We start from the raw sequence: 12,343 nt of genomic DNA, 5'->3' as shown, positions 1-12,343 counted from the left end.
TTTGAAAGAAGAATTTGTGGACAGATTTTGGTATGATATGGGCAAGTACATTCTTTTATAGAAAGGATTTTTTGAAGATGACATTATTAAGTGTTGAACAGTTAACAGGAGGTTATACGAAACAACCTGTATTAAAAAATGTTTCATTTCAAGTGAATCGAAACGAAATTGTCGGGTTAATCGGTTTAAATGGGGCAGGCAAAAGTACAACTATAAAACATATTATTGGGTTAATGGAGCCAAGGTCAGGTGTGGTTAAAATTAATGGAAAAACATTCCAAGAACAACACGAGGAGTACCGTAAACAATTAAGCTTTATCCCAGAAACCCCTATTTTATATGAAGAATTAACTTTATACGAACATTTAGAGTTAACGGCTATGGCGTACGGACTGGATAAAGAGACGTTTGAAAAGCGGCTGCATCCTTTACTGAAAGAATTTCGGATGGAAAAGCGATTAAAATGGTTTCCAGCTCATTTTTCTAAAGGGATGAAACAAAAGGTAATGATTATGTGTGCGTTTTTAGTACAGCCGTCATTGTATATTATTGATGAACCGTTTATGGGGCTTGACCCATTAGCTATTCACTCCTTGTTAGAAATGATGAACAGGGCAAAAGAGGCAGGTTCAGGAATTTTAATGTCTACCCATATTTTAGCAACGGCTGAACGGTATTGCGATTCATTTATTATTTTACATAATGGGGAAATTCGAGCAAAAGGGTCGTTAAAAGAGCTTCAAGAACAATTCGGTATGCAAAATGCCACGTTGGATGACCTTTACATTCAGTTAACGAAGGAGCAAGAAGAATGAAATCAGTGCAGGACATATGGAAAAATCGATTATCTGAATATTTAAAAGAACTTAGAACGTACCTTCGATATATGTTTAACGACCATTTATTATTTGTGATGATTTTCGTTGTTGGGGGAGGAGCGTATTGGTATCAAGGGTGGCTCCGAAATATTCCAGAGACGTTTCCAGCTCCTTTTATCATTCCATTACTCTTTACATTTGTCGTAACATTTGCCCATGTACGAACATTGTTAAAAGAGCCTGATATTGTTTTTTTGCTTCCGTTAGAGAAGGAGTTTTCGACGTATTTTAAACGAGCGTTCACATATAGTTACATATCACAGCTGTATCCGCTCATTATTGTAACGGTTATCATTGTACCGTTATATGTACGTGTTTTTTCAACGAGTTCATCTGGACTATTCATCCTGTTTGGAACACTGCTCTTAGTAAAGCTTTGGAATCAAGCCGTCCATTGGCATTTAACGCATTTCCCAGACAGAGCATCACAAATGAGCGATGTTATCGTCCGATTTGTCATCAATTTCTTGTTTATTTACTTCTTTATTGTAAAAGCCCATATGTTTACATTGCTCATGATAATTATCATGGTTTTATATTGGCTCTATTTTAAGCAAATGGCGAAAAAAAAGTCAGTGAAATGGGAGTTTTTAATTGATGAAGAAAATCGGAGACAGCATACCTTTTATCGAATCGCCAATTTGTTTACAGATGTTCCGAAACTGAAAAATAAAGTGAAACGCCGTAGCTGGTTAGATTGGACGTTAGCGGCATTTTCATATAAACAGGAAAACACTTTTTTCTATTTGTATGCACGCTCGTTTTTACGAACAGGTGATTACTTTGGCATTTTTATACGGCTTCTTGGGATTGCGGTTGTGATTGCTTTTTTCATTCCGTTGTCATTCATTGGCAGTGTGCTTCTTTCTGCAACAATGCTCTTTTTAACAAGCATTCAACTAGTCAGTTTATTTAAGCAACACGACATCTTAACCGTTCCCCGGCTGTATCCAGTGAAACATAGTTTAAAACAAAAAAGTTTTTTACGTTTGTTATTTATTATACTCGTCATTCAAGAAGGGTTGTTGACCATTGCGGTTATGATACAAACAACTATCGGAATAGGGTTTATTCAACTCGGTATAAACATTGCCTTCGCCTATATACTCGTGTACACGTATCTATCGAAACGATTTGTGAAGTAAATGCTCAGTCTACCAAGATGAAACTTAGTTCCTTATTTAATCGTATATAAGGATACTACGGTTAGAAAGGAATTGAAACGGTGAATGAACGAACAAGAGTTGCGAGATGAATTGTTCCAATGGAGGTTAAAGCAGCTGCAAAAGCCTTCTATTTGGAGTCGGACATCAAAACAAATGCAGAAAAAGTTGAATCACTTAATACCGGAAAGATTTCACGAAATTATGACGACGAGTATTCAAAAAATGATCGAAGCGACGTTAAAAGGGAACGAATATTTGCCGAAAAAAATGTATCATAACGACCGAAGCTTAGAAGAAAAAGAAGAAGCGTTAAAACATTTAATCCAATCCTATCGAAAAGCAGCAGCTCTTGAAGGTGCAGGCACTGGTGCTGGAGGAATATTATTAGGGATCGCTGATTTTCCGCTGTTTTTAAGTATTAAAATGAAATTTCTATTTGAAGCGGCTGCATTATACGGATTTGATACAGATCAATATGAAGAGCGTCTCTTTCTTCTTTACGTCTTTCAGTTCGCATTTTCACGTGAGGAGCATAAAATAAAAATGCTATCTATGATTGAAAACTGGGCTGAGACAAAAGCGGAACAAAAAAAACTCGATTGGCGTTCACTTCAACAAGAATACCGAGATTATCTGGATATTGTAAAGCTCCTTCAAATAATGCCAGGCTTTGGAGCGGTCGTAGGAGGTGTAGCGAACTATCATTTAGTCAAACATTTAGGAGAGTGTGTGAAATATTTATTTCGAATGCGTTTGCTCTCGGAATAGGGAAAGAGGTGTTCCAAGTACGTCTAGCTCTAGACACCTTTTCTTTAGTCAAAAAGTCTTACGGTGTAAAGATGAAAATGTCTTTTCGTCGTAAGGCTTTATTAGAGTAAGCAAGTTCTTTTAAGTTTCCGTTTGTTGGAAATGGCGAATTTCCGTATTTAGATTATAAGCTACCAATTTTATACTATAACCCAAGATAAAGTGTAAAGAAATGGATCATCACCGTAACTTGGGGGTGACATAAAATCCATTAAAATGAATGAAGATAAACATCTTGTCACGGATTCAGGTAGAAATTATCAACCCCGACTTTTGGTGATGGTTGTAATAAAAGGTAAAAAACAGAAAGGGACAATGGCAGTATCTTTGAGTAAGGCGTTTTCCTTTATCAAAGTGCCGTGGAACGCTTTTTCAATCATACATCGTCATCCTCTCCGGCGTTCATGTCGTATTCCGTATCGCTTGGTGGCGTGGGTGAATTCGGTTTATTGTGACGCTCTTTTTGCGCCATTCGCTCTTTAAATGCTTTTCTCGCTCGGTGAACATCAGCCACTGTTTCGTACCCTTTGTCATACCAGTAACGTAGAATCGATTCGACATACGACCAATTTTTTGCGCCGTATTCAACGGCGAGCTTCATCGCTTCGACGACTAACTCGTCTGATAAATCTTCACACCAATACTTAATTTTTTCTGCGATATAACCGCCGATCGTCCCAAAGCCATTTTGTTCAAAAAAGGTGTACGGGTTTATGATACGCGCGTTATCTTCTTCTTTTTTATCTGAAGTAGTCTCTGAAGTAGTCTCTGGTAATGGTGCGTTCACGTTGGACAAATCATGAGGTCGCTCAGAGCGGTTCATATGTTCCCGTTGGTTACTCGATTGATCATCACCTAAGGGATTAAGCGCCTCATATTTGTTCGAAAAGGTGTACGGGTTTATGATACGCGCGTTATCTTCTTCTTCTTTTTTATCTGTAGTAGTCTCTGAAGTAGTCTCTGGTAATGGTGCGTTCACGTTGGACAAATCATGGGGTCTCACAGAGCGGTTCATATGTTCTCGTTGGTTACTCGATTGATCATCATCTAATAAGGGATTAAGCGCCTCATAATGAATTGTGTACCATTTCGTCCGGTCCAGTTTGGAACGATTAAAGTTTCCTGTTACGATGATTTTTTCTTCTTCCAGCTTTTTAACCATTCGGCGGATCGTACTGACGGAAATAAACGGAAGCTGCTCGTGCCAGCTTTCCATCGAGTTATACACCCAGCGTCTGCCTTCATGTACATGTTCACTTTTCGTTAGCCAATAATGAAGCTGTTGAAGAAAAATTGCCTCATACAATCCAACCTTTTGAACTAACGTCGGCAAAATCAAAATAAGATGCTCATGAATCAATAATTTACTCATCACAAATCCCTTCCTTTCCCATCTTTTTAAAAAATCCCTTTCACTTATCTTATAGATTGGTTTTGGTCAAAAAGGAGCAACGACTTTTAAATATTTCATCATTTTTAAATTGGGATGAGTGACCGAAAGGCAAAAGGATGATTATTATAAAAGGACACTTTGGGAAATGGAAGAAAAAATTGTTAAGCAAGAAGAGTTTTAGCCTACCAAAAAGGCGAAACTTCCAAGAATGTATATGGTAACATAAAGTGAGCCACCATATTAATTGAAAAATGAGCCACTTGACGACCTATGAAGCGCTATCTGTTGCATATCAGTCAAATTTAGTTGTGGAAAGAGTAAATATAACGATGACGAATTTTCACTTTTCAGGTGTACGTTTCTTATGTTTATATAAACATAGTTGGGGAAAATAAAATAATAACATTGTGCAACTGAACAAAATACCAAAAAGATGGGATTTTTGTGAAGGAACGTAAATCTATTCGGGAAATGGAAAAAGAGCTCGGTCTAGACAAAGTAAAACCTGTTACTGTCACTCCTTCAGTGGTTGAGGATTTTGCTGAGGACGAAAACTACTGGGAAGATTTATACGAGGAAACATTAGCAGAGATCTATGAGTAAATATTACGATTACATTCGTCAATGTAGAGCTAATGCATCTTTTGACGAGTTTTTCTTTGCAAAATTCATGTTACCAAATGGAGTCTCGACCGCAAGACCAGTATTTGTAATAAGTGACGATAATGATACAAATGATGTTATTATTTGTGTCTGCACAAAACACCCACCAAGAGATAATTCTGACCTTGATTACCCAGTAAATATTCGGGGGAAAGAAGGGTCTTTAAGAACCCATAAGGTATATACTGTTGAAAGAGAACAGTTATTAAATCCAATTGGATTCACGTTAGACCCTAATGATTATACTGAAATCATAAATAAAATTAAGAAGGCGATTAGATTATAAAAAAGCTTATTCCCTAAATCGGTGATAGGCTTTTTTATTTTTGGGTCGCAACCCCGCTCGGATAAAAATGTAAAGCATTAAAGTGTGAAAGTTTTTGTTTTAGGTATGGTCACAGTGACGTCTCGAAATTTTTCACTGGGTTTACCGGAACGACAAATAAACGTGCTGTTTTGTGAATTCTGGAGAGTTTGATGCTTCGTTATTTGTTCATTTTGTCAATATATTTAATAAAGCTAATTGAGTGATCTACCTTAAGAGAATGCACAAAATTTGTCGAATTTACCTATTTCCGAGGAAATGCTGTCGTTTTAACCATCTTCTTTTTGTACAATGTAATAAGTAGTAGTATAGGAAGATGGAGAAAATAGTTTCTTTTTCGTATAGTTTTTTTTGATAAATTGAAGAGGATCTAAAGCGATCCAGTTTTGATAAAGTGTTTCATTTTCCCAAAAGGTTACAATGATATATGCATCGTTTTGAACAGGGCGTAATACCCGGAAAGCCGATAATGGAGGGTTTGTCTTCATTATTTTTGCTGTAGTGTCGTGTTCAAATAACGGTATTCCTTCATCAGATATGGAAAAGTAGTGAAATGCAGCAAAAGTGGCCTTTGCAGGAATCACTCCGTCTGAATTGATCACTTTGTATTTTTTCGGTTCTTTAAATAAAGAGGCATTGGTGGTTTCGTGAGTAAGAATGGTTCCACTCTTATTTTGCATAAGAATGAAAGGTTCATTTGGATGGGAAGACAACAATTGTTGTAAGTACCCAATCGTCCCATACGTTATATAAAAATTCATCAAGGATAGACTTCCTTTCTTATTTTTGTTATAGCACATATGATAGCCAATATTAACCAATAATAAGGTTAGTAATCTTGTCAGAGGTGACGAACGATTGAAAAAAAATACTAGGAAAATGACTATACTGTTTATTTTAACAACAATACTTGCATTCGTTGGATATATGTTTATTCTTTTTCTCGGAAATTATGTTATTGACGAAAAGAAGCTTGTCTTAAATGCCTCTTCTTCTCTCGTAGATTTAGAAGGAAACACAATTACGAATGTATTTGTTGAAAATCGTCAATACGTGGAAATCGATGAAATTCCAAAACATGTAGAGCAAGCATTTCTCGCCGTTGAAGATAAACGGTTTTATGAACATAACGGAATTGATATATGGGCAATCGGACGAGCATTGTATAAAGATGTGCTTGCTTTCGGGAAAGTGGAAGGCGGCAGTACTATTACACAACAATTAGCTAAAAATGTATTTTTAACAAATGATAAAACATTTTTACGGAAAACAAAAGAAGCGATTATTGCCATTAATTTAGAGCGAAAATATAGCAAAGAAAAAATATTAGAAATGTATTTAAATCAAGTTTATTTTGGACACGGTACATACGGCATTCAAGCAGCTAGTCAATTTTATTTTCAAAAAGATGTAAATGAGTTAACGCTTGAAGAGGCTGCTTTACTTGCAGGGGTACCGAAAGCTCCGACAACGTATTCCCCCATCTTAAATCCGGAAAAAAGTATAGAGCGTCGCAATGTCGTACTGAATTTAATGGAGGAACAAAATATTATCACACCGAAAGAAGCGGTGATAAGTCAAGGAAAGACGCTTAGCTTAAATGTAAGAGAAAAAGAGGAGTTGCCTTGGCTATCTACGTATATGGATATGGTGTTAAAGGAAGCGGAAGAACGTTATCATCTATCCAATGAAGCGATCTTAAAAGGTGGTTATAAAATCACAGTACCGATCGATGTGCATTTACAACAAAAGGCGTATGAAATGTTCAAGGATAAAGCGTTTTTCCCTGGAACGAATGATAAGGTAGAAGGAGCCTTCGTCCTTTTAAACAATCGAACAGGAGGGGTATTATCAGCTATTGGTGGCAGAGAGTATGTTCGAAAAGGTTTTAATCGTCTTACAACAAGACGCCAGCCAGGCTCTACTTTCAAGCCGATAGCAGTTTACGCTCCAGCGATGGAAGAAAGGATGTATGAACCTTATTCATTTCTAAAAGACGAGGAAATGAGCTACGGCGATTATGAACCGAAAAATTACGATCACAAATACAGCGGTTCTGTTACAATGTTTGACGCCCTCATCGAATCAAAGAATGCACCTGCTGTATGGCTTTTGGATCAGCTTGGCGTTCAAACGAGTAAACATTATTTAAAACAAAATGGTATTCAAATTGAAGATGAAGGTCTTGCGATTGCACTCGGTGGTTTAAAGTACGGTGTGTCCCCACTTGAGTTAGCCAATTCTTACCGAACATTTGCGCAAAAAGGCCAATATAGCCAACCGTATTTTATTGAAAAAATTGTGGACAAAGAAGGAAATGTAGTGGCAGAAGTAGAGAAAGAACAAAAACAAGTATATTCACCGCAAACGGCTTGGAATATGACAAGAATGCTTGAGCAAGTAGTTGAACAAGGAACAGCTAGAGTCGGTGATTACGAAGGTGCTTTAGCCGGGAAAACGGGAACGACCTCTTACCCTGGGAAAGAAGGAGCAATCATGGATGCGTGGTTTGCAGGGTTTACTCCTGAAGTAACGGGAGCTGTATGGATCGGATATGATGAGACGAATGAAAGAAATCATTTAAAGTCAGGTAGCACTTCCGCAACAAAATTATTTAAAGCGATCTTAAAAGATACACATATTGAAACGGAAACAGCATTTTCTGTTCCTGAAGGATTAGACGACCTTGACGAACCGATTCGCTTGAAAGCTGTCAAGGATTTAACTGTATCGTATCATTTCAAGCCCCTTCAATTATTTACGGTGAAGCTCACATGGAATCCACAAGAAGATGAAAGAGTCGTATATAAAATTTATCGAAAAAGAGAAGGCAAAACAAAAGAGTATATTGGCAGTGTAAAAGGAAAAGGCTCTTTCGACGAAACATTTGTCAACGTGTTTTCAAAAGATGCTTACCAAGTAGTTCCGTATAATCCACAAACGAAATCAGAAGGAGAGGGGACGGAGTTTATTACTCCTTCTTGGTAAGTGGAAATGGCGAGTGTTAGCTTCAAGGAATGATCATATGGTTTCGTCGATTTTATGAAAATTCGACTATATTTCTATACAAGAAAAGGTGAAAACGTTATATTGTAAAAGGACAGATTTAGTCATACATGTCAATTGCATCTAAAGGGGGATTATGATGACTCAAAAAAATGAGTTTAATGATATATTTTTAAAGGCTGCTAGAGGCGAAAAAACGGACTATGTACCAGTATGGTATATGCGACAGGCGGGGCGATCACAGCCTGAATACCGTGCTTTAAAAGAAAAATATAGCTTATTTGAAATTACCCATCAACCGGAATTATGCGCCTATGTAACGCGACTTCCAGTTGAGCAATATGATGTCGATGCAGCGATTCTTTATAAAGATATTATGACGCCACTACCTGCTATCGGTGTTCAAGTTGAAATAAAATCAGGAGTTGGGCCTGTTATTGATAATCCAATTCGTTCATTACACGATGTGGAAAGACTCGGTGAAATACATCCTGAACAAGATGTTCCTTACGTACTAGATACGATTAAGCTCTTAACAGAGGAACAGTTATCTGTTCCACTAATCGGATTTGCCGGTGCACCTTTCACTTTAGCAAGCTATATGATTGAAGGCGGACCTTCGAAAAACTACAATAAAACGAAAGCTTTCATGTATTCAGAGCCGAAAGCATGGTTTGCCTTAATGGAAAAGCTTGCGGATGTAACGATTACATATGTAAAGGCGCAAATTGATGCGGGGGCTAAAGCGATTCAAATTTTTGATTCTTGGGTCGGTGCATTAAATGTTGCAGATTACCGCTACTTTATAAAGCCGACAATGGATCGAATTTTCTCTTCTTTGCGCGAAAAAAATGTGCCGCTCATTATGTTTGGGGTTGGCGCGAGCCACTTAGCGAAAGATTGGCATGACTTACCACTAGATGTTGTCGGATTAGATTGGCGCCTGCCAATTTCAGAGGCAAGAGAAATGGGCTTAACAAAGACGTTACAAGGAAATCTTGACCCAGCTATTTTACTGGCTCCGTGGGAAGTCATCGAAGAGAGAGCAAAAGCCATTTTAGACGCTGGTATGAAGCAGGATGGCTTCATTTTTAATCTTGGTCATGGCGTATTTCCACAAGTAAAGCCAGAGACGTTGAAAAAGTTAACAACGTTCATTCACGACTATTCGAAAAGAGTTTAATGGGAAGAGGGGTGGATTCTTCCACCTCCATTTAATCCCGCTCTTAACGGGCAGTAAGATCCCCACCTCAAGATTCTGTAGTAAAGCAAAGAAGATAGGTGGGGGACAACTGAACGTAAAGGTCCGAACATAAAGAACACAGACTAAGAGCGCCACGTCCTGTGGCAACGTCTGTGTAACCCACATCCTGTGGGTCACAAGGGCCTTTAGGTTATCCCGTGGGGGATGAAAAAACCCCCCACTGAATGAAGTTTCACTTTATTTAAGGATGATTTCAAGTCATTGTTTTTAGTGAGGTGCAAGGTTTATGGCTAAAAAGAAAATGGGATTGTTAGTAATGGCGTATGGAACACCGTACAAAGAAGAAGATATTGAACGGTATTACACACATATTCGACATGGTCGAAAGCCAAGTGAAGAAGCATTACAAGAATTAACAGAGCGCTATCGAGCAATCGGTGGCATTTCTCCACTTGCAAAAATTACAGAAGAACAAGCAAAAAAGTTGGAAGAGTATTTAAATGACATTCAAGATGAAATCGAGTTCAAAAGCTATTTAGGCTTAAAGCATATTGAGCCGTTTGTTGAAGATGCTGTTCAAGCGATGTATGAAGATGGGATGAAAGAAGCAGTTAGTATCGTTTTAGCACCACATTTTTCTACATTTAGCGTGAAATCTTACAACAATCGTGCAGTGGAAGCGGCAGAAAAGCTCGGCGGGCCAAACATCATTTCCATTGAAAGCTGGTATAGAGAGCCGAAATTTATTGACTACTGGGTAAATCAAGTGAAAGAAACGTATGACAGTATGACAATGGAAGAACGACAATCCGCAGTTCTTATCGTTTCAGCACATAGCTTACCAGAAAAAATTATTAAATTAGGTGACCCGTATCCACAGCAGCTTCAAGAAACGGCAGACTTGATTGCAGAAGGAGCGGGAATTACGGATTACGTTGTCGGCTGGCAAAGTGCAGGAAATACACCTGAACCATGGATTGGTCCAGACGTGCAAGATTTAACGAGAGATTTATTCGAACAAAAAGGCTACCGCACATTTGTATACATTCCGGTTGGATTCGTTGCGGATCATTTAGAAGTGTTATATGACAATGATATTGAATGTAAAGAGGTAACAGATGAACTTCACGCAAGCTACTATCGACCAGAGATGCCAAATGCGAAACGGGAATTCATCGATTGCTTAGCTTCAGTTGTATTAAAACATGTAAAATAGAAGCGAAAATGAGATTATCGAAATAGAAGAAGGCGATGAAAATGAATCAAAAGAAAAAAGTCGTGATAATTGGCGGGGGAATTACAGGTTTATCGACAGCATTTTACTTGCAAAAGGAACTTATAGAAAAAGGACTTCCTGTTGAGATCTCGTTAATTGAAGCGAAGCCACGGCTTGGAGGGAAAATTGAAACGGTTCAACGTGACGGCTTTGTGATCGAGCGTGGCCCAGACTCTTTTTTAGAACGTAAGAAAAGTGCGACAGAGCTCATTTCAGACATTGGATTAGCGGACGAGCTTGTCAACAATGCTACAGGACAATCATATGTTTATGCTCGTGACCGACTTAACCCAATTCCTGAAGGATCGGTGATGGGCATTCCAACGAATATTCGCCCTTTTATTACTTCAGGCCTTTTCTCTTTACCAGGGAAAATCCGCGCTGCTAGCGATTTCTTTTTGCCTGCAAAGCAAGCAGAAGGTGATCAATCGTTAGGACAGTTTTTCAGAAGAAGATTAGGAAGCGAAGTCGTTGATCATTTAATCGAGCCACTACTATCTGGGATTTATGCAGGTAATATTGATGAGCTAAGCTTAATGGCGACATTCCCGCAATTTTATGAAATCGAACAAAAGCATCGCAGTTTAATACTCGGAATGAAAAAAACGATGCCTACAAATCGTCCTAAACGAAAAAAAGGAATTTTCCAAACGGTAAGAACAGGCTTGCAGTCGGTTGTTGAGACACTTGAAGGGAAGCTCGAACATGTTCAAGTGAAAAAAGGTATGAAAGTGAATGAACTGAAAAGAGCCGAAAACGGTTATTCGCTTTTACTAGGTGATGGAACGACATTACAAGCAGATGCTGTCGTTGTCGCTACTTCCCATCAAGCATTGAACAATCTTTTTAAAGAAAATGATGTAGATTTCTCATACTTTTTAAATATGCCGGCTACATCTGTGGCGACCGTTGCAATGGCATTTCCGGAAGAGGGGGTTCAGCTAACAGGAAATGGTACTGGTTTTGTCATTTCTCGAAATAGTGGTTTTACAATCACAGCCTGTACTTGGACACATCGAAAGTGGCCACATACAGCGCCGAAAGGAAAAGCACTATTGCGTGCGTATGTCGGAAAAGCTGGAGATGAAGCAATCGTCGAACAATCGGATGACATCATTGTAAAGACTGTTATCGAAGATTTACAGCGAATCATGAAAATAAAAGGAGAACCAGAATTTTCAATTGTCACACGTTTAAAGCAATCGATGCCGCAATATAATGTTGGACATAAAGAAAAAATTCAAGAAGTGAAGAAAAATGTCGCAAATACGTATCCAGGTATTTATTTAACAGGAGCTTCTTTTGAAGGACTCGGTATTCCAGACTGTATCGACCAAGGAAAACATGCTGTTCGCGATGTACTGCAATTTTTAAATCTATCATGAAAACACTGGGTTTCCAGTGTTTTTTATAATTGGATAAAGCTGAAGTGATGAAAAAAAGAGAGAAAGTGATCGATAAATGTGTGGAAGTGATGGAAAAAGTAAGAAAGTGATCGATAAATGTGTGGAAGTGATGAAAAAAAGAGAGAAAGTGATCGATAAACGTGTGGAAGTGATGAAAAAAGAGAGAAAGTGATTGATAAATGTATGGAAGTGATGAAAAAAAGAGAGAGACTGATAAAT

11 protein-coding genes are annotated in these 12,343 nt (G+C 38.1%); 9 read left to right on the top strand and 2 right to left on the bottom strand.

Features of this window, described 5'->3' with window-relative positions; genetic code table 11:
* Positions 1-77: 77 nt before the first annotated feature.
* The 3 genes from MLD65_RS08545 to MLD65_RS08535 all read left to right on the top strand — a co-directional run bounded on the left by MLD65_RS08545 (position 78) and on the right by MLD65_RS08535 (position 2,812).
* A complete protein-coding gene (locus tag MLD65_RS08545) occupies positions 78-815 on the top strand; it encodes an ABC transporter ATP-binding protein (RefSeq protein WP_243291453.1) in 738 nt (245 codons plus the stop codon).
* Positions 812-2,023: an ABC transporter permease gene (locus MLD65_RS08540; protein WP_243291452.1), complete on the top strand. Its 1,212-nt coding sequence runs from the start codon at positions 812-814 to the stop codon at positions 2,021-2,023. Before MLD65_RS08545 ends, MLD65_RS08540 begins: the two co-directional genes overlap by 4 nt.
* Positions 2,024-2,107: 84 nt before the next feature.
* Complete coding sequence (locus MLD65_RS08535) at positions 2,108-2,812, top strand: EcsC family protein (protein ID WP_243291451.1); 705 nt, start codon at positions 2,108-2,110, stop codon at positions 2,810-2,812.
* A 415-nt stretch (positions 2,813-3,227) separates the two neighbouring features.
* Here the strand turns inward: MLD65_RS08535 and MLD65_RS08530 are convergent, their stop codons facing one another.
* A complete protein-coding gene (locus tag MLD65_RS08530) occupies positions 3,228-4,223 on the bottom strand; it encodes a DnaD domain-containing protein (RefSeq protein WP_243291450.1) in 996 nt (331 codons plus the stop codon).
* 465 nt (positions 4,224-4,688) lie between these two features.
* On the opposite strand from MLD65_RS08530, the gene MLD65_RS08525 reads away from it, so the two are divergent.
* Positions 4,689-4,847 carry a hypothetical protein gene (locus MLD65_RS08525; protein WP_243291449.1) on the top strand — a complete coding sequence of 53 codons (159 nt, stop codon included), beginning with the start codon at positions 4,689-4,691 and terminating at the stop codon, positions 4,845-4,847.
* Positions 4,840-5,193 (top strand): type II toxin-antitoxin system PemK/MazF family toxin, encoded by a 354-nt coding sequence (locus tag MLD65_RS08520; RefSeq protein WP_243291448.1) that lies wholly within the window; start codon positions 4,840-4,842, stop codon positions 5,191-5,193. Before MLD65_RS08525 ends, MLD65_RS08520 begins: the two co-directional genes overlap by 8 nt.
* Before the next feature lie 308 nt (positions 5,194-5,501).
* On the opposite strand, the gene MLD65_RS08515 is transcribed toward MLD65_RS08520, so the two are convergent.
* Entirely contained in the window at positions 5,502-5,996 is a 495-nt protein-coding gene (locus tag MLD65_RS08515; RefSeq protein WP_243291447.1) for an antibiotic biosynthesis monooxygenase family protein, read from the bottom strand.
* A gap of 115 nt (positions 5,997-6,111) precedes the next feature.
* Here MLD65_RS08515 and MLD65_RS08510 point away from each other — a divergent pair, with 115 nt between their 5' ends.
* The 4 genes from MLD65_RS08510 to hemY all read left to right on the top strand — a co-directional run bounded on the left by MLD65_RS08510 (position 6,112) and on the right by hemY (position 12,103).
* Positions 6,112-8,220, top strand: coding sequence for a transglycosylase domain-containing protein (locus MLD65_RS08510; RefSeq protein ID WP_243291534.1), 2,109 nt, complete (start codon positions 6,112-6,114; stop codon positions 8,218-8,220).
* A gap of 157 nt (positions 8,221-8,377) precedes the next feature.
* Positions 8,378-9,421, top strand: a complete 1,044-nt coding sequence (gene hemE, locus MLD65_RS08505; RefSeq protein WP_243291533.1) for a uroporphyrinogen decarboxylase — start codon at positions 8,378-8,380, stop codon at positions 9,419-9,421.
* Between the two features lie 307 nt (positions 9,422-9,728).
* On the top strand, positions 9,729-10,658 hold the full coding sequence (hemH, locus tag MLD65_RS08500) for a ferrochelatase (protein ID WP_243291446.1): 930 nt from the start codon (positions 9,729-9,731) through the stop codon (positions 10,656-10,658).
* A 41-nt stretch (positions 10,659-10,699) separates the two neighbouring features.
* A complete protein-coding gene (gene hemY, locus MLD65_RS08495; RefSeq protein ID WP_481748507.1) occupies positions 10,700-12,103 on the top strand; it encodes a protoporphyrinogen oxidase in 1,404 nt (467 codons plus the stop codon).
* The last annotated feature ends 240 nt before the right edge of the window (positions 12,104-12,343 follow it).

It is taken from the genome of Bacillus sp. FJAT-47783 (assembly GCF_022808615.1).
Taxonomy (GTDB): domain Bacteria; phylum Bacillota; class Bacilli; order Bacillales; family Aeribacillaceae; genus Bacillus_BZ.
Note: the sequence above shows the minus strand (reverse complement) of the source record. Positions and strands in the feature narration are given on the sequence as shown.

Coding starts and splice junctions, on each gene's coding strand:
- MLD65_RS08545 (WP_243291453.1), top strand. CDS start 78: ATGACATTATTAAGTGTTGAACAGTTAACAGGAGGTTATACGAAACAA.
- MLD65_RS08540 (WP_243291452.1), top strand. CDS start 812: ATGAAATCAGTGCAGGACATATGGAAAAATCGATTATCTGAATATTTA.
- MLD65_RS08535 (WP_243291451.1), top strand. CDS start 2,108: ATGAACGAACAAGAGTTGCGAGATGAATTGTTCCAATGGAGGTTAAAG.
- MLD65_RS08530 (WP_243291450.1), bottom strand. CDS start 4,223: ATGAGTAAATTATTGATTCATGAGCATCTTATTTTGATTTTGCCGACG.
- MLD65_RS08520 (WP_243291448.1), top strand. CDS start 4,840: ATGAGTAAATATTACGATTACATTCGTCAATGTAGAGCTAATGCATCT.
- MLD65_RS08510 (WP_243291534.1), top strand. CDS start 6,112: ATGACTATACTGTTTATTTTAACAACAATACTTGCATTCGTTGGATAT.
- hemE (WP_243291533.1), top strand. CDS start 8,378: ATGACTCAAAAAAATGAGTTTAATGATATATTTTTAAAGGCTGCTAGA.
- hemH (WP_243291446.1), top strand. CDS start 9,729: ATGGCTAAAAAGAAAATGGGATTGTTAGTAATGGCGTATGGAACACCG.
- hemY (WP_481748507.1), top strand. CDS start 10,700: ATGAATCAAAAGAAAAAAGTCGTGATAATTGGCGGGGGAATTACAGGT.